This window comes from Streptomyces sp. GL_141 (assembly GCF_057834385.1).
In genome coordinates, this window is the sequence record NZ_CM174402.1 from 3,089,132 (window position 1) to 3,110,721 (window position 21,590).

A 21,590-nucleotide genomic window follows, 5' to 3' on the forward strand; every position below is an offset into this window, starting at 1 on the left:
ATCCCTTCGTGCGGCTCATCGTGTGGCTCAACTCGTGTGCGTACGGCCTGCCTTGCGCGGGAGGTAGACGAGCGCCTCCGTCGCCGCGAAACGCAGGACGAAGGTGGTGACCAGAGCGAGCGCGGTCGCGGACAGGACCCCGAAGCCCCACGTGCCGACGAACACCGCGATCAGCGGGATCCGCAGCAGCAGATCCGCATTGGCCAGCAGCGTGAAGCGCCCGAGGCGATCGGCCCAGTGCCGGTGCCGGCGCCGGTCGCGGAACAACAGGGTCTCGATGAGGAGGAAGTTCCACAGCACCCCGGCCTGGTTCGCCACCACCTCGGCGAGCAGGTAGTTCATCCCGGTGTGCGTGAGCATCCACAGCGCGGCCAGGTTCGGGACGAAGCCGGAGAGCCCGACCAGCCCGAAACCGATCATGCGGGCCAGCGGGGTCGCGGAGCGCAGCGAGACGAGGTGGGTGAGGAAGCGCAGGCCCTCACGGGCGGTGGACTTCGACTCCCCCGAGAAACGGTCCTGGAAGACGAAGGGCACCTCGGCCACCCGCGCCGGCCGGCAGCGCACGGCCAGCTCCAGCAGGATCTTGTAGCCCAGCGGCTTCAGCGCCTCCTGCGTGACCGCCGAGCGGCGCATCGCGAAGAACCCGCTCATCGGATCGCTGATCCCGCGCAGGGCGCGCGGGAAGAGCCCCTTGGTCAGCCAGGTCGCCCCGCGCGAGACGGCGATCCGGTAGCTCCCGGCGAGCCCGGCCCGGCTGCCCCCGGCGATGTAGCGGGAGGCCACGACCAGGTCGGCGCCGGTCCGCTCACCCTCCCCGACGAGCTCGGGGACCAGGTGGGGCGGGTGCTGGAGGTCGGCGTCCATGACGACGATCCAGTCGGTGTCCGCCCGGCCGATCCCCTCCACGACGGCCCCGCCGAGCCCGCCGTCGGGGCTCTCCCGGTGCAGGACCTCCACCGGGAAGGCGCATTCCAGGGCGGCCTTCTCGATGACGGCCGGGGTGTCGTCCGTGGAGTCGTCGACGAACAGCACCGACACGGGCAGGTGCGCGGGCAGCGCGGCGGCCAGCCTGCTCAGCAACTCGTCGATGTTTCCCGACTCGTTGAAGGTCGGGATGATGAGGGTGACACTGCCCGGGGCGGGCGCCTCGGCGGCGGCCTCCGGCAGGTGCGGGGCGCGCGGGACGTGCGCGCCCTGCGGGGCGTGCGGGGTCCACAGGTCTTCGCTCATGCCGGATCAACTCCCGTTGACGGTGCGGGCGGTGGGATCCGTACGCCGGATCTCGATGCGGTCCTCGCCCTCGCCGAAGACGGCGACCGGCGTCGAATGCTCCAGCGCGGCCTTCACGTTGGGCAGCTGCGCCGCGTCGCGCCGTACGGTGGGCGAGGAGACCACGTAGTCGATGTCCCGCCAGCCGCCCGGCAGGGTCTTGGTGACCGCCGGGTCCAGGTCGGCCTTGTAGAACCAGATGGCGCCCAGCCCCGGGTCGAACCCGTGGTGGACGGCGTCCAGCCACAGCGCGTCGTCGACCAGTACCCGGGTCGTGGAGGGCTCGGGCACCTCGCGCCCGAGCCAGGCCGCGGCCTGCCGGTACGGGGCGTTCGCGTCGGCCGTGAGCGCCGTGCGGTTGCCGTCGTACCAGCGCGGCAGGAGGTACACGGCGGCCGCCGCGGCCAGGACGCCGACCAGCGCCCACCGCCCGTAGGCCAGGGCGCGCCGCTCCCCCGGCGCACGGCGGCGGCGCAGCACGGCGTGGGTGACGCTGGCCGCGCCCCCGGCGAGGACCAGCGCCAGGAACGGCAGCGCCTGGATCACGTACATCGCCGGGAGGTAGCCGGAGGGCCGCAGCGCGACGAGGCCGAGGATGACCACGGCCAGCGCCGGGCCGGCGAGCGCCCGGGCCGTGACCGACCACCGGATGGTGACGAGGAGCAGCACCGCGCCGGCCAGACCGCCGAGCGGCAGCACGGTGTCGTAGTACAGCCAGGACTCGAAGACCCCGTGCGAGCCGGAGCCGGGGTCGAGGATGAAGCCGGAGCCGGCCCGGCCCATCTGGTAGACGATCCCGCCGATGAGGGAGACGTGGCCGGAGCCGGGCAGCAGCTCGGCGTTGAGCAGCGCGTACAGGGGGTACGTCACCCCGATGAGCACGCAGGCGGTGATGGCCCCGGTGACGGCGAACTTGCGGGTGTCCCGGTGACTGTGGCGCCACATGGTCACCAGCAGCGCCGGGAGCACCACCAGCATCGTCTCCTTGGTCAGCACGGCCGTGGCGGCCGCCAGGCCGGAGGCGAAGTGGTGCCACAGGTGGCGGCTGGGGGACGCGGCGAGGCAGAAGGCCAGCAGCATCCACATCACGGCGATGTTGTCGAGGAAGATCTCCCGCTGGAGCACGACGGAGAGCGGGGAGAGCCCGAACAGGCCCATGGCGAGACCGGCCGCCCAGCGCGGCAGCCAGAGCCGGCGCGCGAGCACGTACAGCAGCACCGAACTGGCGGCGGACACGGCGAGCATCGAGAACCGCATCGGCGCGACGGTCATCGCGTCGGGCACGAACAGGGACGGCAGGTACGTCAGGCCCGCTATCTGGATCCAGCCGAGCGGGGGATGGTCGTACCAGTAGGTGTAGTGGGCCAGCCCCTTGCCCTGCTGGACGGCCCAGGCCTGCGCGAGGTAGGTGCCCTCGTCGTCGCTCAGGGTCGGGAAGTTCGTGATGTTCCAGCCCTGCACGAGGAGGATCGCCAGCAGCAGCACACCGCAGAGCAGCAGGTCGGGGCGGGAGGAGCGGAACCGGACGAGCGGCCGGGCCGGCGCGGGCGGGCGGACCCCGAGGCCGCCGGTCCGCTGGCGCGGGATGAGGGCGGCATCGGCGGCGGCGGGGTCGGTGACGTCGGTGGCTGTCGAACCGGGCGCGGCATCAGTGGCCGTGGGCAGGGTGGCGGTCACCGGGGGCTGTCCTCTCGGGTGAGGGTGTTCGGGCTGCTCTGGCTGTGGCTGTCGCTGCTCTGGCCGACTTCACCGGACGGGGTCGCGAGGTGGGCCCCGGTGTGGCTCGTGAGCTCCCACTCGTTGCGTCCGCGCTGCTCGCGCCAGACCGCGCGGATCGCGGCGCCGGCCAGCATCACCTGGTAGAACGGGCCTCCGACCACGAGCTTGACGTAGTGCGTGAAGCGCACCCGCAGCCCGTACTGCCGGCCGAAGTCGTGCAGGCCGACCACCTCGAAGACGAAGGTCACCATCGCCGTGATCATCGGCAGGAAGGTGACGATCGCGACGCCCACGGGCACGTCGAGGAAGACGGCGACGGCGAAGTTCACCGGGATGACGACCCCGGAGGTGGCCTGCATGAACGGCGTCATGAGCGTGTACCGGGCCAGCCAGCGCTGGCCGCGGCCGGGCAGCTGCTGCCAGTCCTTCTTGCGGTAGACCTGAAGGAAGCCCTGGTTCCAGCGGGTGCGCTGCTTGAGCAGGCTCACCAGGGACCCCGGGGTCTCCTCGCGGGTGACCATGTCGGAGTCGTAGGCGACGACGACCTTCTTGCCGACGGAGGACAGCCGCACGCCCAAGTCGCAGTCTTCGGCAAGGCAGTTCGGGTCCCAGCCACCGGCCTCGCGCAGCACCTCGGTGCGTACGAAGACGGTGTTGCCGCCGAGCGGGATGAAGCCCTTCTCGGCGTGCAGGTGCAGCCGGGAGCGGAACCAGAAGAAGTACTCCAGGCAGTTGCGCAGGCTGTACCAGCTGGAGTGGAAGTTGATGAGCTGGACCCCGCCCTGGACCACGTCGGCGCCGGTGGCGCGGAAGGCGTGGTCCACGTGGGACAGCAGCTCGGGATGGACCTGGTCCTCGGCGTCGAAGACCCCGACGATGTCGCCCCGGCAGTGCGGGAGGGCGGTGTTGAGGGCCTTCGGCTTGTTCTTGACCTCGTGGTGGTCGGTGACGACGCGTACGAGACCGGGCGCCCGGGCGGCGGCGCGCTCGGCCACCTCCGCGGTCCCGGGGTCGTCGTGGCCGACGATCACGATGATCTCGTAGTCGCGGTGGCTGGATTCCAGGAGCCGCTCGATGGTGTGCTCCAGGACCGCCTGCTCGTGGCGGGCGGGCAGCAGCAGGGAGAAGGCCAGCCGGCCACCGCCGTCGGGGCGGTCGAAACGGGTCGAGGCGAGCGTCTCGGGCGTCCGCCACGCGTGCATCTGCCACCAGAGCGTGAACGCCGCCATCCAGAAGAGCGCGAGCGATACGACACAAATGAACACGGATATGAACAAAGCGTCCCCCACAGACATGCCGCAACCCCAGGCGGCGATCCCCGAACCCCCCGGGGACGGGCGCGTACGGCAGGCTCCCCAGCCCGCCGCCCCGCCCTCCCCCATTCCCCCCGCGTGCGCAACCCCCGGTGCGCGCTAGCCCGGCGCACCCTGGCGCCGACAGTGACTGATCGGTGACTCCGAAGTCACGAGACTAGGCAGCGAACATGACGCTTAGGCGCTTTCGAGATAAAAACCACGTTGCCGAACTGACCTTGATACAAACGGAATTGACGCTACTCCCTTACTTTCAGGGATGAACCGTACCCAACTGCTCCGCCAGCTCGACCGGATCGGTCGTAGGCCGCGCGCAGACGAAATGTCGACAGACATACGCCGTCGGGAGGTCGCGCACGAGCGTGCGCTCGGCCAGAAGGGGGAACTCCCCGCCACTGCCGTCCGCCGCCCCCGGCAGACCCGTCGCCACGACCGCCCCGGGAGCCGTCCCCAGCAACGCGACCCGGTGCAGCTCCGCCCGCGCCGGATCCTCCGGATGACCCACCACGGCGACCTCGCGCGGCCCGTCGACCAGCGCCTCGGCCACCGCCAGCCCGTGCCCGATGAAGCGCGGAGCGCGCGGCCCGAGCGCGTGCACCACGGCGAGCGCCCGCTCGGCCGCCGTACGGTGCGCCTGCGAACCGGTGTGCGCGGCGTACGAGAGCAGCGCGCCGGCCGCGGCCGTCCAGCCGGAGGGGGCCGCGGTGTCGGTCGGGTCCTGCGGCCGCCTGATCAGCCGCTCCGCGTCGTGCGCGGTGTCGTACAGCGAGCCGTCCTCGGCGGTGAACCGGTCCAGGACCAGGTCGACCAGGAACCCGGCGAATTCCAGCCAGACCCCTTCACCGGTGACGGCCCCCAGCGCCAGGAACCCCTCGGCGACGTCCCCGTAGTCCTCCAGCACCCCGGCGTTCGCCCCGACCCGCCCGTCCTTGCTGGTCCGCGCGAGCCGGGCCATCCCGTCCATGTGCACCCTGACCAGCAGATCGGCGGCCTCCGTGGCCCGCTCGACCAGATCGGGCCGGTCGAAGAAGGCCCCGCACTCGGCGAGGGCGGCGATGGCCAGCCCGTTCCAGGCGGCGACGATCTTGTCGTCCCGGCCGGGCGCGGGCCGCTCCTGCCGCGCGGCGAGCAGCCGCTCCTTGAACCCGGCGAGCCGCTCGTCCCCGATGTCCGGCCCCTGCACGGGCAGTTGGAGCACCGACATCCCGTGCTCGAAGGTCCCCTCCTCCGTCACCCCGAAGCAGGCGGCGGCCAGGTCCCCGTCCTCCTCCCCCAGCACCTCGCGCAACTGGGCGGGAGTCCAGGCGTAGTAGACCCCCTCGACATGCTTGCCGGTCTCCGGGTCCTCACTGTCGGCATCCAGCGCGGAAGCGAAGCCGCCCTCGCGGGTGCGCAGTTCACGCACCATGAAGTCGGCCGTCTCCAGCGCGACCCGCCGCGCGAGCTCGTCCCCGGTGGCGCGCCAGAGGTGGGCGTAGACGCGACAAAGCAGCGCATTGTCGTAGAGCATCTTCTCGAAGTGCGGAACGACCCATTCCCGGTCCACGGAGTACCGCGCGAACCCACCCCCGAGCTGGTCGTAGATCCCGCCCCGCGCCATGGCCTCACACGTTTCGGCCGCCATCTGCAGCGCCCCCTCGGACCCGGTCCGGGCGTGGTGGCGCAGCAGGAACTCCAGCACCATGGACGGCGGGAACTTCGGCGCCCCGCCGAACCCGCCGCGCGCAGCGTCGTACTCCCGCACCAGCCCGAGCAGCGCCTGCGCGAGCTCCTCGGGCCCGGGGGTGCCGGCCTTCCCGTAGTCGAGCTGCCGCCCCGCGAGGTCCCGTACGATCCGCTGCGCGACCTCCGCCACCTCCTCGGGCCGCCCGACCCACGCGGTGCGCACGCCTTCGAGCACCTGCATGAAGGAGGGCATCCCGTGCCGGGGCTCGGGCGGGAAGTAGGTCCCGAAGTAGAAGGGCTCGGCATCGGCCGTCAGGAACACGGTCATGGGCCACCCGCCCTGCCCGGTGGCGGCCTGCACGGCCTCCATGTAGACGGCGTCGATGTCGGGCCGCTCTTCGCGGTCGACCTTGACGTTGACGAAGTGCTCGTTGAGATAGGCGGCGGACAGCTCGTCCTCGAACGACTCGTGCGCCATGACATGGCACCAGTGACACGCGGAGTAACCGACTGACAGCAGAACGGGTACATTGCGCCGCCGCGCTTCCTCAAAAGCCTCCGGGATCCAGGGCCACCAGTCGACCGGATTCTCGGCATGCTGAAGCAGATAAGGCGAGGTCAAGCCAGCCAACCGGTTCATATGCCCCAGCCTCTCACAGCGCCCCGACCCGGAGTGCGGAACCCGCGTACCTTCGTCCGCCTGGCCGATTTGCACTCATGCGCCATCACGTGGCGGATCGGGATGCGTGATCTTGGCTGGAGCGGCACGTGGCACGCAGTCCGCCCACGCAAAGGGTCACCTACGGGCGGCTCACGCCAAGCGAGAAGTCGCCTATCCCCCTTTATGCCCCAGCGGGCCTCGCCATGTCGGTACGGTCTCGTCTCAGGCCAGCCGGTGATCTCTACCGACCGTGGCGGTTCACGGTCGAGCGGGGCCAGTGACCTCTCCCGCGAGCCGGAAGGAGGTTTCACGACCTTTTACTCCCTTCCGGAATCGATCCGGGAGAATCGCATCATGCGGCTGACTCCGTCCTCGCTGTCAGTGACCGGTCGCATGCGCCGACAGGCGCGTAAGGACACCGCACCCGAGCTCGCGGTTCGCCGGTTGCTCCACCGAAGCGGGCTTCGGTACGGGGTCGACGTGCCCGTACCTGGCATGTCCCGCCGGACGGTGGACATCCGCTTCCCGCAGGCGAAGGTCGTGGTGTTCATGGATGGCTGCTTCTGGCACGGCTGCCCGGAGCACGCGACCGAGCCGAAGGCGAATGCAGAGTGGTGGCAGGCCAAGCTCGACCGAAACGTGGAGCGCGACGAGGAGACGACACACCACCTCATGGCCCAGGGATGGACCGTGCTGCGGTTCTGGGAGCACGAGACGGCCTCGGACGTCGCTGCGACCATCACCGCGACCGTGCGGAGGGAGCCGACCTGAACGCCCACCGCCGTCACCTATCAGTGGGAGAACCTACGCTTCACGGAGTACGCGGTGCATCCGTCGCACCACTACGGCCGAGGCCGACGACAGGGGGAGCGATGACCAGGTTCACGTCACTGGAGTTGTGCGCCGGCTCAGGCGCGCAGGCACTCGGCTTGGAGCGCGCCGGGTTCGACCCGGTCATGTTGATCGACAACAACGAGTTCGCATGCCGGACGATCGGGCTGAACCGGCCGGGGTGGGATGTCCGCTGTCGAGATCTGATGAGCTTCGACCCTTTGGACGAGGACGAGCCGGACCTGCGCAAGGTTCTGGACGTCGACCTCATCAGCGGAGGAATGCCCCGCATCAAGGCCGCAGCGGCGGTCGCACGCCGTGGCGGAGACGATCACGAGCGCACACTGGTCAGGGCGGCGATCAGTGTACTGATGGCGGTCCGGCCGAAGGCGCTGATGCTGGAGAACCTGGAGGGGCTGGTTCAAGGCGACGGCTATGCGGAGGATCGCTCCTGGATGGAGGCGGAGCTGGAGAACCTCGGATTCAGTTCCTTCTGGAAGGTGCTGGACGCTGCGGACTTCGGCGTGCCACAGCACCGACGGAGCGGCTTCCTGGTGGCCCTCGCGGCGGACTACGGGCACGGATTCGTCTGGCCCGAGCCGAGCACCGCTCCTACACCTACGGTGGGCCAGGTGCTGGGGCCTTCGATGGCTGCCGACGGGTGGCCCGGCGCGGAGCAGTGGGCCGCAGCGGCGGACCGACCCGCTCCCGCCCTCGTCGGCGGGTCGGACAAGCGCGGTGGCGGGGATCTCGGGCCGACCGGCAGTAAGAAGGCATGGGCGGCAATCGGCGTCGAGGGGGCCAGCCTGAGCGACGCCTGCCCCTCGGCCGACTTCCCCGTCGACGGCAGGCCCAGGCTGAGCGTGCGGCAGGCAGCGATCTTGCAGGCGATCCCGGAGAACTGGCAGATCCACGGACGCAAGACACGCGCCTACCGCCAGATCGGAAACGCGCTGCCCCCGCCGGTGGCAGAAGCCGTGGGGCGATCGATCGCAACCGCACTGTGCGGCACAACACCTTCGACCATCAGCTGATCCGATGTCGCCCGTGCAGGCACTGTCGGTCCGGACGACCGACAGCGCCGGCTAGCATGGTCCGTCACGGCCCTGCGCTCCAGAGGCCGGAAAGTCAGCCCGTGCCACGCTCCAGCCTCCGCTCAGCAAGGAATCCGCATGCCCTCGCCGTTCAAGATTGTCGACCTGTTCGCCGGCCCCGGCGGACTGGATCTTGCGGCGCGCCAGCTGGGCATTCCCGCCGTGGGCATCGAGTGGGACAGCGGCGCCTGCGCGACCCGTACAGCGAACGGCTTGGTCACGGAGCCGGGCGATGTCCGCAAGTTCGGGCCCGAGCAGTTCGAGGATGCCAACGTTTTGGCGGGTGGTCCCCCGTGCCAGACGTTCACCGTGGCCGGAAACGGCAGCGGGCGAAAGGCCCTGGACCAGGTACTCCGATTCGCCGACCGCTTCGTGGCCCGCGAACCTCTGGAGTCGATCCGCGCCGACCTCTCCAAGCTGGAGGACGAACGCACCGGCCTGGTGCTCGAACCGCTGCGGTGGGCGTTGCAGGCCCTGGACGCCAAACGCCCTTTCGAGGTGATCGTCCTTGAGCAAGTCCCTGCGGTCCGTCCGGTGTGGGAGAAGTACGCCGAGCTTCTCGACAAGGAGGGCTACTCGGTCGCTGTTCCCAAGGTGCTGCGCACCGAGGAGTACGGTGTGCCGCAGACCCGCCGTCGAGCGATCTTCATCGCCCGGCGACGCGGCTCGGATCGCCTTCCCGTCATGCCGCAGCCCACGCACGACCCGTTCAACCCGCTGAAGAAGGTCCGGGCCGCGCGCCTGCACGGCCCGACGGACCCCGTGCCGATGGCCACGGCGCTCCCGGACCGACCGGCCCCCTTCGTCGTGATCTCCAACTACGGAACCGGCGGCGACCCCAAGGCCCGCGGACGTCGGTACTCCCACGAGCCCTCGGCTACCGTCACCGGCAAGGTGTCGCGAAACCGGGTCGAGGCGCCCGAGGGCGTTGCCACCGACCGGTTCACCTGGTCCGAGATGGGACAGCTGCAGACGTTCCCCGCCGAGCCGGACTGGACATGGGCGGGCACAGACATCTCCCAGCAGATCGGGAACGCCGTGCCACCCCGGCTCGGCATGCACATCCTCGCCGCGGCCCTGGACCTCCCGCAGGAAGATCTCGACGCGGCGATCCGCAAGCACTACGCCTACTGAACCCGTCGACCGTCAGGCCGATTCGGGCAGGGCCGGAGTTGCCGACCCTGCCCGAAAGGCCCTCTCGGCAGGTCAGAACAGGCCGGGCACCGCCCCGTCCGGCGTCCCTACGAGGGCGACCCGATCGAGGAAGGCATTGTTCGTCTCGCAACTGGTCTCGGGGAGCAGGACGCAGGCGTGGCAGGCTGCGAGGTTGACGCTGTGGGCGCCGCTCGCCGATGCCTCGGAGCAGAGGGGGTCGTTGGAGCACCAAGAGGCGCGGAGCAGCGCGGACTCCAGCGAGGCGGCGAGGCGATCGGGTTCGCCCTGGGCGACGATGCCGCCGAGGCTTCCCGCAGAGTCGCTGGTCGCCGTGTAGATCAGGAAGCCGGCCATGTCGTCACCGATGTACAGGCGCTCGCGCAGGGACGCCGCCGGGTAACCGCCGTCGAGGCTCCACTCGTTGATGAGCAGGTGCGCGAGCGTGTGCACCGCCAGGTAGCGGGGGGCGATCGGGGACGACGGGACGGGCCGGTCGGAGTTGGTGAAGCGCTCCCGGAGCAGCGCCTCGTGGTTGCGTCGAACAAACGCAGCCCGCTCCTGCGGTTGGGGCCGCTGCTCCCAGGTGGCGAGACGTTCCAGGTCGAGGCGGACGAAGACGCCCTCCCCGCTGACCTCGATGGCGGGCAGCCAGTCCGGCTTCTGGAGGGCGAGCGCGGCCCGGCGGGGGCTGGTCGCGGTGTCGCCGACGGCCGGCTCCTCGACCCGGGTGAAGGAGTGCAACGCGCGGATCTCCCGGATCCGCTTGACGAGCATGATCTGTCCGATGCCGTCCGGCGTCCGATCATCGGTGGGTCGCTCGCAAACAAAGTCCTGCAGCTCGTCACGCCCACCTTCCGGACGCTCACGCTGAAGGGTCCGGTACTCCTCCTGGTAGAGAAGGTCGCGCGGCGACGACGTGGCCTGCTCCTCGGCCGGCCGCTCCGCCTCGGCCTCGCGAACCCGCAGCACGGCGGCGACCGCGTCGTCGACGGTCAGCCCCCGGGTCCTGTCCTCGAACTTCACCATCCTCAGGTAGGTGCGGATGTCGGCCTCGGCCCCGTCCTGGATGTTGCTCCAGTGAGGGGCGAGGGCCTTGAGTACACCGTCGCTCCATGGCGGGATGGACAGGGCGGAATGGACAACCGGATACCAGACGGTGGAGGAACCACGCTGAAGGGTGCGCGGCGGCTCGCCGCAAGGCTGGACGGGGGCGTCCTTGAGCCAGGGACGACGTCCGGTGCAACGGATGCCGAGATCGCGCAAGGCCTGGCTGCGGAAGGCTCCCTCCATGGACACCTCCTTGGCACCGCAGGTGCAGCCGATGACGACCCCGCGGAGGGAGGCCGTGGAGCCTTCGGCACGCAGTCGCAACTTGCCACCGCATCGGCCGACCGAGCCGGCCTCGCCCGACTCGTAGGAGGAGGAACGGTGGACCCACTTCCAGTACGGGAAGTCGTCGAGATGACCGTTGACGCACGCCGTGACGAAGCGGGACGGGACCAGGTCCCGCTCACAGGCGCCGCAGACCGCTTTGTCCTTCGGCGGGTTGAACTTCGAGTAGTACTGCAGCTCACGGCACTCCGGGCACGAGTACAACTGCGGGAAACGGGCGGCCCGCACCCCGTCACGGGCATCCTCCGGGTCGACGGCGGGCGGCAGTTTGAACTCCTGGGCACCCGTCACCCTGGTGAGGCGGGGCTCCCAGAGGGTCCGGGTCCGGCTGACGTCCCAGGTGTCGAGTCCGGCGATGACGAAGGACTCGTTGTCGACCGCGATCATGGAGCCGACGCCGTAGGTGGTGATGGCCTGGGCGCGGCGGATCTCGCCGAGCTTGCGCAGGGGCGTGATCGGCGCGCCGGGTCGGACGGTTCCTCGCTTGCGCGGGGGCGGCGGGGTCATCGCTTCTCCAGAAAGAAGGTCGAGGAGGCGTCCACGTCGCGCAGGCTCCACAGCGTGGGCCAGCCCGTGCGACCCTCCGGGAGGTCGTTGTCGAAGGCGCTGAGGAGAGCGGTCCTGCCGCTCTTGGCGTGGGCCTCGTAGCAAAGGTTCGGATCGTCGGCCGCAGTATCGCTCCACCAGTCGACGAACTCGTCGAAGGCGGCCGCGGTGGCATCGTGTTCGCCGGGCGCAACTCTCGCGACCCGCTCCAGCAGCGCGTCCCGAACGGCGCCGTTTATCTCGTCGACGAAGTCCTCGATCCGGGCCGCCGCCGCGTTGGCGCGCGCGCCCGGGAGCATCAGTCGCGCCAGGGCCACGATCACGGCGTGCAGGCCGCGGTCGCGGGCACGCGCCGAGAAGGGCGTGACGCTGGTGGACTCGACCTCGCGGTAGAGGGCGGAGTGGAAGTGCTGGAAGCTCTCGTAGTGTGAACGATCCCTGGATCGGGTCGAGTTGAGCATGACGGCAACCAGCCCCGGATGGCGTCGGCCGACCCGGCTGGTCGCCTGGATGTACTCCGCGGTGGTCTGTGGCTGGCCCATGACCGCCATCAGGCCGAGGCGGTCGATGTCGACACCGACGGAGATCATGTTCGTGGCCAGCAGGACGTCGATGGTGTCCGGGGACGGGAACCTGCGCTCAATGTCCTTGAGGCGCTTGGGGATGTCGCTCGCGCTGGCTCGGCTGCTCAGCTCCGTCACCGCCTCGGGGTGGCGGGGCTTCTCGATGCCGTCGCGGGCGGCGAGTTGCTCCATCCGGTCCTGCACGTCGTCGAGGACCTGGAGTTCGGCGGCGGACAACAGTCGCAGGCTGTTGAAGTAACCGACGAGAGTCCAGTAGGCGTCCTTGACCTCGTCGTCGGCGTCGCCGATCTGAATCTGGTGCAGCAGAGCGGCATAGCTACGGATCAGCAGGGTGGACTGGCTGGTGCTGGAGGTGAGCAGGCCGACGTACCTGCGAGTGGCCTTGTCCTCACGGGATGCCTCGACTGCGAACCAGGAGTCGCGGGAGTCGAGTCCTGCGGGCGGAAACTGGCAGACCTCGCGGTTGAAGAGGTGCAGGCCCTGTTCATCGGCGCGCCGGATGGTCGCTGTGGACGCAATCACCTTGGGTCGGTCCGCCAGGATGTCCACCGCGGTCTCGTAGAGTCCGGTGAGCGTCCCGAGCGGGCCGGAGATGAGGTGCAGCTCGTCCTGGACGATCAGCTCCGGCGGCCTGGTCTCCTCCAGATCGCGGTTGAACAGCGCGGCCGTCCGCTCCCGCCACGGCATGGACGCGAACTTGTCGACGGTCGCGATGATCAGCGTCGGGTGCGCGGCGTAGACGGAGTCGTCGACCAGGTGCACGGGCAGTCCCTCGCCGCGATGGAACGCGCACTCCACGTCGGGACAGTGGACGTACATACGTGCGAATTCCGGTGCGGCCTCGTAGTTGGACGCGTCGAGCCGGCTGCCGCACCAGGGACATGCCTGGAGCTGCACCGGGTTCTCCTTGTCGAGCGAGCGGCCGCCGGCACGCAGGGCATCCAACTTCGCGCCGGCCGTCACCAGGTCGTTCGGGGTCGCGGACTTCCCCACCCACATGCCGATGGAGATGCCCTCCTGTCCCAACTCGTCCTCGTGGCGGGAGCGGGTCAGCTCCATCGCGCAGATCAGCGCGGTGGCACGCTCGAACTGTTGGAGCGTCAGCAATCGCAGGGTGTACCGCATCAGTACCGTGACGCCACCGCCGTGCGCGGGGTCCTTGAGACGGCGCAGGAAGGTGGTGAAGGCGATCAGGCCGAGGTACGCCTCGGTCTTGCCACCACCTGTGGGAAACCAGAGCAGGTCGGCGATCCCACGATCGGGGTGCTCGTCCTCGACGATGCCCTGGAGACAGAGCAGCAGGAAGCAGATCTGGAAGGGACGCCAGTACTCCTTGCTCTCGTCCGGTCCACCGGCGGGCTTGCCCGCCTTGACCCAGGACGTGCGGGCGCGCTGCTCGACCATGGCCCGGTTGGCGAGCTGGAACGCCCTCATCGCCTGGGCATGCGCGGGATCGGAGAGCAGCGCAACGCCCGCGCTCATGCGGGTGAGCGCCATCTCGCACGCCTCGATCCGCTCCTGCGCGGCGGGCTCGTACTCGGTGCCGGCCAGGGCCTCCGCCTCAGCCTTGCGTTCGTCGATCCACGTCCGGTAGCCGTCGAGGAGTGCGCCGAGCGCGTCCACCACCGCCTCCGGGTCGGCGGTGCCGAGACCCCGCATGGACAGCGCATCGACGGCGATGGCTTGGTTCGAGTCCGTCAGCAGCACCTCGTGGGAGGGCACGAACTCGGTCCGGACCTCAACGACGGCGGCGCGCCCTGCGATCGGGGCACCGACCGGTGGAGGGGTCCAGTCCCAGACGGCCGCGCAACCGTGGCCGGTGGCGAAACCGGGCGCGTGCCGGTGGAGCAACCGGCTGAGCATCAACTCCCGGTCATGACTGCCGGACGAGGTACGGCGCTCGACGAAGGGCTCGGCGCCGGGCGTGAGTGCCCGGACCCGGAGGGTGGGCTGGTAGTAACAGGCGGCATCCTTCAGCTCCCGGGAACCGACCGTGCGGATGTTGATCAACGTGGCGGTGACGGTGACGGTGCCGTGCTTGCCCTTGGGGCGTACCAGAACCCGGAGTTCCAGCCCCTCCGCAATGAGCTGCCCGACCGTCGTCGGCTTCGTCACGTCCACCTCGACGTCAATCAGTTCCAGCGGGACCCTGCGCCAGCGCTCCCGCTGTTCCCGGGTGCTCCGGGCCTCGATGCGCGCGGCCTCGACGGGGTTGCCCTCGGCGTCCTCGGGGCGGTAGACGGCGGCAGTGGTGTGCAGCACGATCCGCTCCGCCACCGCGGGATCCACGGCGAAGGTGAGCCCCATGGAGGAGGGCCGTCGCATGTTGGCGAGCGAGACACCACGCTCGACGGCGTCCTCCTCGCCGTCGCCGCCCCGGACGAGCGCGGGAGAGTCGTCTCCTTCGGACTCGTCGCCGTCCCGGTTGCCGCGGACGGCCTCGGGCGTCTCCTGGGGGAACAGGACGCCGATCGGATACACGGTCACCGGCGCGTCGTCCTTGAGGATCTCCTCCTCGCCACCGATCGGACCGAGGAGGTCCAGACGGAGGGCGGCACCGAGCCGGTCGCGCAGGGCGTAGTAGTCGTGGAGGGAGGGGCTCATGAGGGAAGTCGCTCCGTGTTCGAGTCGTCGGACGGGTCGGTCCAGTCGAAGCGGCCGAGGCCGCTGAGGCGGGGGGCGAGCCAGGCCCCCGAGCTGCCGATACCGGCACGCTCGGTCGCGATGTCGCTGCCCGCGACGGTTTCGACGCAATCGATGCGGAGGCCGGTGATCCGGCCGGGGAGGTTGTACTCGGACCAGCCGCCGCCACGACCGAGCATGAGGTGCAGGGCACGGCGGAACGCCTCCGACACCTCGCCGACGGGGCGACCGTCGTGGAGGACCGCGTACGGCGGCGTCTGGTCCTCCCCCTCGGGCAGGCGGTGGAGCAGGGACAGCTCGACGGCATCGCCGGCGTGAACCTCGTGGGCGAGTCGTCGCTGAACCTCGACGGGGTCGGCGGCGACGTTGCGCACGCCGGGGGGGTGCGCATGGCAGACGTCGAGTACGAGTGCCTCGATGCCGTTGCGAGCCCACGATCGGCTGCCTCCGATGTACCAACGGTCCAGACGCCTGTCCTTGCGGACCAGCCAGGTGTTGGGACGGTCGAGTCGGTAAAGGTCGTCGCGCGGTCGGGTCATGGCGACGTAGAGGAGGCGGGCCTCTGCGGCCGGGTCGTAGTCGATCTTCTTCTTCGCCACGTCCTTCGGACGTCTCAGCTCCACCGGCTCGACCACCAGAACACGATCGAACTCCAGGCCTTTGGCGCGGTGCACCGTCGAGACAACCAGCGACGCCGGTTCGGCCGCCGTGAGCTCGTCGGGAAGCCGCCCCTCCGCCACCGCCAGGCGCAGCGCCGCGAGCTCGACGCGGCCACGCCGGTTGCCGGTGACCCGGCGTACAGCTCGCGCCAACACCGCCGGATCCAGGTCCGGCCGGGGGTCTAGTCCGGCGACCAGTTCGGCGAAGCGCGACTCGGAGAGGTCGGCCGCGTCGGTGGCGGCGAGCAGACCGGCGATCCAGGCGGGAGCGGGACGGTCCCGGACGGATCGCTGGAGCCGGTGGTCCACACCGGCCTCGTACAGGTTCTGGCTGATGGAGAGCGCCTGACCGTTGTCCCGGCACAGGATCGCGGTCGGTCCGTCGAAGTACCGGAGCGAGTCCACGACGAAGGAGTCGTCCAGTGTGCCGAAGTAGGGAGCCTCGTCCAGCAGGAGTCGCAGCTCGCGGTGGATCTGCTCGGCCTGCGCCTCGGCCGGCTCCCGCTCGGCGGCCAGCCGCTGGAGCCGCGGGCCGTAAGGGAGGGCGACCCGGGCCTGCTCGGTGCGGGCTCGAAAGTTGTCGCCGAGGTGGATCTCGACCAGGTCCTCGGCGAACGAGCCACGGATCCAGTCGAAGAAGTAGTTCGTCTCCTGCGCCCGCCGGTCGGGGTCCGTGACCTGGAAGCCGTAGACGGCCTGGGCGCCGTCCCCGACCAGAGTGAAGCCGCTCTGCGTCTGGAACCGGTCGAGGAGCACCTCGACCATCTCGCGCCGCACCCCGACAAGATCCTGGACCTCGTCGATCAGCACATGCGCGGGGGCGCCGAGCTCGGCCGCCTCGACCGCGCCCTTGTCGATGGCCTCGGTGGCAGCCTCGATGCGCTGGTCGAAGGTGGTTCCCGACCAGTCCCGGTCCGGATACGCCCGTCGCAGCAGGGCGCCCGCCCAGGAGTCGAAGGTCTGGGCGCGCACCCGACGGGCGGAGTCGGCGTGGCTCTCGATCCGCTCGCGCAGCTCGCGCACCGCGGCCCGGGAGAAACTGAGGACGAGGATCTCGTGCGCCTCCAGCTCCTCCCGTTCGACCAGCGCTTCCAGGCGGCGGACCAGGGTGTGCGTCTTACCGGCGCCGGCGCCCGCCGTGACCAGAGTGCGGGCATCCCAGGGCTGGTCGACGACGGACTGCTGCGCCGCAGTGATCGCGTGCTGGGGCGCGCTCACTTGTCCCCGTTCCACAAGTGGTCGAACTTGCTGAAGGCCAGCTCGCCCTGGTAGTTGACCACGTTGTCGCGCACGTTGAGGATCAGGCAGGTTGGTGTGCCGTTGTTCTTCGGTCCGCGCAGACCGCGGCCGATCATCTGCTGATAGACGTTCGGACTGTAAGTGGGACGGGTGACGACAACCGCACGGGTGGCGGGGGCATCGAAGCCCTGGGCGAGGACTCCGTAGTTGGTGAGCACCTGGATGCGGCCCTTGCGGAAGTCCTCGATGCGCTTGCGGCGCTCGGACACCGGCGTGGCCGAGTCGATGGCCGCGGCGCGGATCTGCCGGTCGTTCAGCTTGGCGGCCAGGAACTTGGCGTGGGCGACCGATGTGGCGAAGACGAGGATCGGCCACTCGGCGGGCAGGTTTTCGATCTCCTCGATGATGCGCTGGTTGCGGTCCTGGTCCTCGGCGAGGCGCTGTTCGGCGCGCTTGGGCAGCACGCCGAACTTCTCCGAGCTGGAGACCTCGTCGGAACTGAGCCGGATCTCGGCCCCGAGGAGTTCGCGGTGCCTGACGCGGGCCAGCACGCCGAGGTCCTGGAGCTGCCGGATGGCCTCCTTCTGGTCGCCGCCGAAGACATCGAGGTCCAGGCGGGTGCCGAAGCGACGCACCAGGCGCAGGGTCAGGTCCTCGTTGTTGCGGTAGGGGGTGGCTGTCAGTCCGACCAGGTGGCGGCGCAACATGGGCGGGTTGACGCCGAGGTGCTCGAAGATCTCGCCGTAGCGGGGAGAGGTCGCCCGGTGCGCCTCGTCGACGATGACCAGAGCGGCGTCCCGCAGCCAGGCGTAGTCCTCGTGGCCGAGCACACTCTGCAGTTTGGCGTCGGTGGCGACGACCAGGTGCGGCTCACCCGTCACCAGCGCTGCCTCGTTGGAGGACCAGAGGCGGCTGATGACCAGCGGCATCTCCGCGCCCACCTTGGACCAGACGAACCGCCAGCTCTGCACCGCCTGCTCGCACAGCTCCTCGCTCTCCGCGATCCACAGCACCGGCCCAGGGAGCTCGCCACGGTTCCGGATCCACCGGATCACGGCCTCGGAGGTGACACGCGTCTTGCCGGCACCGGTCGGGATGGACAGCATCCCGCGCTGCGGCACCGGGTTGTCCAGCAGCCGCTGGAGTGACTGCGCCAGCTGTTCCTGGTACTCGTGCAGAGCGGGAAACTCGGACGGGCCCTCCACCTGGATGCGCGCCTCCAGCGGCGGCACGCGTGAGCCGGCGAACGAGTCGGGGAGCCCGAGGTCGGTGACGAACTTCAGCGCCTTGGCGTCCCCGGTGAAGCTGCTCGGCGCGTTGCCGGGGAACGCGAGAGCCAGGTCCCGGCCGTGGATGCGCAGAATCTCCTCACCGTGGGAGTTGAAGGCCAGCTCGGCGACCCGCCGGGCGTCCGGCTGCTCACCGTCACGCTCGGCGACCTCGCTGTCCAGGAGGCCCGGAGGCAGCTCGGTACGCAGTTCCTCGTCGCCGATCAACAGGGCGATCTTGTCGATGACGCTCTCGGCCTCGGCGATCTGCCGCAGTCGAGCGCGGGTCTCCCTGTCCTGATCCTGACGCGTCTGGAGGTCCAGCACGCTCTTGCAGCCCTGGGGGCCGAGCTGCCAGCCGAACTCCCTGTCGGCGGCTTCCAGGACGTCGACAGGTGCGAGTGTGTCGAGCACCAGCAGGGTCGACCCGCTGCGGGCCGAGGACAGCGGCTTCAGCTCCACACCACGCGGCGTACGGATCTCCTGCTCCAGCTCACCGCAGCGCTGGACCTTCCGATTGTCCACCGACTTGCCGAGTCGCTGACGCAGCGGCGGGAACTCGTCGACGAGCAGCATCGGTCGGGTCGTCCCGGCCTTGCGGACCTGCTTGCTGATGACGTCCTCGACCTTGAGCATCCCCCATTGCTCGACCATCTGGGCCGCGGTTGCGGCGTCGGCCTTGTCCGCGACCAGGAGCGCGGGGAGCTGCTCGCGAACGAGTTCGCCGAAGTCCGCTGCGGACGTCGCCACCACGATCTCCGCGTCGGGGCGCACGTCCCAGGCCCCACCCACGCGGCAGCGGGTCAGGATGCCATCGGGAAAGTCCATGCCGACGCGCAGCATGAGGGCGTAGACGCGGCCGATGAAGGCGTCGTCCTCGCTGACCAGCACCCGGTCCAGCAGAGCGCGCCAACGGTTCGCCGGCACCTCTTCCGGTGTGGCCGGCATGCGCAACCTGCGAGCCTTCGACTCGGAGATGTCGGTCACGACGGGCAGTACCTGCGCGTATGCCTTGAGTTGCGGGCCGACGGCCTCGCGCACCGCGGTCAGGCCCAACGAAGTGTGCACCAGGCCGTGCCTGTTGAGCATCCAGCGCAGCGGGGAAAGCACTTCGGTACGGCCGTTGGTCGAGGCGCCGTAGGCACGGGTCCAGCTCGCGACGACGCCGACGTCCGGGATCGCGGCGACGAACGCGGCGCGGCCCTCCTCGGAGAGGCGAGGCAGCAGGTCCAAGGGGCCCGCCGGCGCCGCTCCCTCCAGGACGAGCCGGTTGATGTTGGTGCGCGGGGCGTCCGCAGCGAGCCGGCGCAGGTACTGGTCGTGCACCGCCTGCCGGTACTCCTCGAACCAGGACTGCCGCTTCGGGTCCTGGGCGGCGGCGGGCCGGTCGTGCAGGCCGAGGTCACGGAAGATCGCGGCGTCCGCGCCGTGGAAACCCGTGTCCACGGCGATCGAGGCGTCCCTGCTGCCGTCCCCGGGCACCACGGCACCGGGCAGCAGGCAGGCCGCCACGGGCCGGAAGCGTCCGTCGACCGTGCGGACATGGAGCGCGGCACGGGCATCCGGGTAGCGGCCGCGGATCCGGTCCACCTGGGTGTTGCCGCCCGCGCTGCGCAGCAGCATCCAGAACTGGGTCCACAGTTCCGGGGTGTAACCGTCAAATCCCTGATCGAGCACGCCCTGGAAGCGGCCGTGGGCATCGGCGATACGGATGCCGATGGTGTGCAGGTGGCGCTGCATCTCCATTCGCTCGGAGATGGCCGTGTGCACGTAGACCATGTCGTCGCGCAGTTCGTCGGCACCGGTGCGGTGGAAGACCTTGCCCACGACCGGCGCCACCATCCCGTGGGCGTCGGTCAGCACGATGCGGGCGCTGCGCGCGGCCTCCAGCGTCTCCTTGTCCCCGTTGTGCTCCACCATGGCTGCGAGGATGCGGATCGCGTGACAGGACGACTCGGCGGTGCCGTCCGAGACCAGCGCCTCCAGCCAGGTGCGGACGCCTTCCGTCGACTTCCTGGCGGCCAGCAGGATGTGCTCCATCTTGCCGTGGCGCAACGAGTTGGCGTCGACCGAGGGGTGCACCCAGTCGCGCGGGCGTCCGGGGTACTCGGCCCAGATGCGCAGCCATTCCGGCTGCAGCTTCTCGGGGTGTATGTGCAGGTCACGGGGGAGGCGGAGCACACCGTCCTGGTCAGGCAGGGACGGCAACTGCGCGGCGGTGTCCCAGACGTGGCGGATGAAGTACTCCTCCGCCCAGTTCACGGCCTCCTTGGTGCGGCCGGGCAGAAGCGGCAGGAAGGCGGCGGGGTCCTCCTTGCGGGACAGTCGGGGCAAGGAGGTGACCACCAGACGGGCAGCGACCTGGAGCAGCTCACGGTTGAACGCGCTGCCGTCGAGGAGGTTCTGCCTGTCCTCGTTGGTCTTCCACGCCGCATTCAGGTACCCCGTCACGGAGACCGGGTACTTGGTGGGGAAGTAGGACCAGAACTGGCCGCGCCCCACGGGCACCGTAAGCAGGCCGTCCTTCTCGACGTACGCGGGAACCGCCCACGAGACATCGATGACACTGCGGTCGTGCAGCTCACCCGCACCGCCACGGGCCTCCGCGGTGGGCTCGTGGGCGTCCGTGAAGACGCTCCACTCGCTCACCACTTCCTTGATCCCTGTGCCGACCTCGCGGATGATTCGCCGATCACCCAGGACCTGCACCGTCAGCTTGCGGCGCTGAATGGGAAGCCGACGACGGTCCTCCAGCAGCACCTCGCCGACATGGGAGGAGAAGATCTGGAAACCGGAGGGGAAGGCGTCGGTCTCGCGACCGTCGCGGTGTTTGAAGCCACTCATGTCGTGCCCCAGGCGCTCGGCCGCCCCCGGCAGCAGGGGGAGCTTGACCACGGTGGTCGCCCAGGCCAGGAGCTCCCGCAGGACGTTGTCCTTGTCGCGCTCCTCGTCCCGGTCGAGAGGGCGGGCCATCCGGAGCACCGGGGTGTCCATGTCGAGGGGCTGCTGGAGTCCCAGGGCCTCGGCGATTCGGTCGGCGGACCATGTCCGGTCGAAGCCGAAGGATCCGCTGGTGCTGAAGAACTGGGGCGCATCGGTCACCGACAGTACGGACTTCACGCCGACACCGAAGCGGCCGATCTGGCCGCCGCGCTTGCGGGAGACACTCATGCGCAGAATCGTGTCGGCGCCCTGCGCCGTGACCGGGGTGCCCTGGTTGGCACAGTAGAGCGTGTCGTCGGTCAGCACCACGGCCAGGCGACCGCCCGGTTCGTTGCCGATCTCGTCGGCGGCGTTCTGTACGAGCTCGAACAACTGACGCTCGCCGTATCCACCCTGCGTGATCCGCAGCTCGCCATTGGCGTGCTCCTGCACCAGGCCGCGGTCGATGCGATAGGTCTCCAGGGTGCGGGACGACTGTTCCAGCACCTTTTGGATCACCAAGCCATCCGAACCCTGCGACAACGTCTGATCGCTCACGACCCAGCTGCTTCCTGCCCGGGGACGGCCCCGGACCAAGTATCAAGATGAAGACCGACGGAAACGGAAAAG

The 21,590-nt window shown here is 69.8% G+C and carries 11 protein-coding genes; 3 read left to right on the top strand and 8 right to left on the bottom strand.

Annotated elements, in window-relative coordinates; genetic code table 11:
• Positions 1-27 precede the first annotated feature (27 nt).
• The 4 genes from AC3IX6_RS13120 to AC3IX6_RS13135 form a co-directional block, all read right to left on the bottom strand.
• Complete coding sequence (locus tag AC3IX6_RS13120) at positions 28-1,230, bottom strand: glycosyltransferase (protein ID WP_489370298.1); 1,203 nt, start codon at positions 1,228-1,230, stop codon at positions 28-30.
• A 6-nt stretch (positions 1,231-1,236) separates the two neighbouring features.
• Entirely contained in the window at positions 1,237-2,769 is a 1,533-nt protein-coding gene (locus AC3IX6_RS13125; protein WP_489371432.1) for an ArnT family glycosyltransferase, read from the bottom strand.
• A 173-nt stretch (positions 2,770-2,942) separates the two neighbouring features.
• Positions 2,943-4,265 carry a glycosyltransferase gene (locus AC3IX6_RS13130; protein ID WP_489370299.1) on the bottom strand — a complete coding sequence of 441 codons (1,323 nt, stop codon included), beginning with the start codon at positions 4,263-4,265 and terminating at the stop codon, positions 2,943-2,945.
• Positions 4,266-4,554: 289 nt separating this feature from the next.
• On the bottom strand, positions 4,555-6,606 hold the full coding sequence (locus AC3IX6_RS13135; RefSeq protein ID WP_489370300.1) for a thioredoxin domain-containing protein: 2,052 nt from the start codon (positions 6,604-6,606) through the stop codon (positions 4,555-4,557).
• Positions 6,607-7,020: 414 nt separating this feature from the next.
• Between AC3IX6_RS13135 and AC3IX6_RS13140 the strand changes: the two genes are divergently transcribed.
• The 3 genes from AC3IX6_RS13140 (at position 7,021) to AC3IX6_RS13150 (ending at position 9,686) form a co-directional block, all read left to right on the top strand.
• Positions 7,021-7,398: a very short patch repair endonuclease gene (locus tag AC3IX6_RS13140; RefSeq protein WP_489371433.1), complete on the top strand. Its 378-nt coding sequence runs from the start codon at positions 7,021-7,023 to the stop codon at positions 7,396-7,398.
• Positions 7,399-7,499: 101 nt separating this feature from the next.
• Positions 7,500-8,492 carry a DNA cytosine methyltransferase gene (locus AC3IX6_RS13145; RefSeq protein WP_489370301.1) on the top strand — a complete coding sequence of 331 codons (993 nt, stop codon included), beginning with the start codon at positions 7,500-7,502 and terminating at the stop codon, positions 8,490-8,492.
• A 138-nt stretch (positions 8,493-8,630) separates the two neighbouring features.
• The gene (locus tag AC3IX6_RS13150) at positions 8,631-9,686 is read left to right on the top strand and encodes a DNA cytosine methyltransferase (RefSeq protein ID WP_489370302.1); all 1,056 of its coding nucleotides are present in this window, start codon (positions 8,631-8,633) and stop codon (positions 9,684-9,686) included.
• A 72-nt stretch (positions 9,687-9,758) separates the two neighbouring features.
• On the opposite strand, the gene drmB is transcribed toward AC3IX6_RS13150, so the two are convergent.
• Genes drmB through AC3IX6_RS13170 form a run of 4 tightly spaced genes read right to left on the bottom strand, consistent with a single transcriptional unit; the run spans position 9,759 to position 21,479 of the window.
• The gene (drmB, locus tag AC3IX6_RS13155) at positions 9,759-11,606 is read right to left on the bottom strand and encodes a DrmB family protein (RefSeq protein WP_489370303.1); all 1,848 of its coding nucleotides are present in this window, start codon (positions 11,604-11,606) and stop codon (positions 9,759-9,761) included.
• Positions 11,603-14,833: a helicase-related protein gene (locus tag AC3IX6_RS13160; RefSeq protein ID WP_489370304.1), complete on the bottom strand. Its 3,231-nt coding sequence runs from the start codon at positions 14,831-14,833 to the stop codon at positions 11,603-11,605. Before AC3IX6_RS13160 ends, drmB begins: the two co-directional genes overlap by 4 nt.
• Positions 14,830-16,749, bottom strand: coding sequence for a UvrD-helicase domain-containing protein (locus AC3IX6_RS13165; protein WP_489370305.1), 1,920 nt, complete (start codon positions 16,747-16,749; stop codon positions 14,830-14,832). Before AC3IX6_RS13165 ends, AC3IX6_RS13160 begins: the two co-directional genes overlap by 4 nt.
• A complete protein-coding gene (locus AC3IX6_RS13170) occupies positions 16,746-21,479 on the bottom strand; it encodes a DEAD/DEAH box helicase (RefSeq protein WP_489370306.1) in 4,734 nt (1,577 codons plus the stop codon). Before AC3IX6_RS13170 ends, AC3IX6_RS13165 begins: the two co-directional genes overlap by 4 nt.
• Positions 21,480-21,590 lie beyond the last annotated feature (111 nt).

Coding starts and splice junctions, on each gene's coding strand:
- AC3IX6_RS13120 (WP_489370298.1), bottom strand. CDS start 1,230: ATGAGCGAAGACCTGTGGACCCCGCACGCCCCGCAGGGCGCGCACGTC.
- AC3IX6_RS13135 (WP_489370300.1), bottom strand. CDS start 6,606: ATGAACCGGTTGGCTGGCTTGACCTCGCCTTATCTGCTTCAGCATGCC.
- AC3IX6_RS13140 (WP_489371433.1), top strand. CDS start 7,021: ATGCGCCGACAGGCGCGTAAGGACACCGCACCCGAGCTCGCGGTTCGC.
- AC3IX6_RS13145 (WP_489370301.1), top strand. CDS start 7,500: ATGACCAGGTTCACGTCACTGGAGTTGTGCGCCGGCTCAGGCGCGCAG.
- AC3IX6_RS13150 (WP_489370302.1), top strand. CDS start 8,631: ATGCCCTCGCCGTTCAAGATTGTCGACCTGTTCGCCGGCCCCGGCGGA.
- drmB (WP_489370303.1), bottom strand. CDS start 11,606: ATGACCCCGCCGCCCCCGCGCAAGCGAGGAACCGTCCGACCCGGCGCG.
- AC3IX6_RS13160 (WP_489370304.1), bottom strand. CDS start 14,833: ATGAGCCCCTCCCTCCACGACTACTACGCCCTGCGCGACCGGCTCGGT.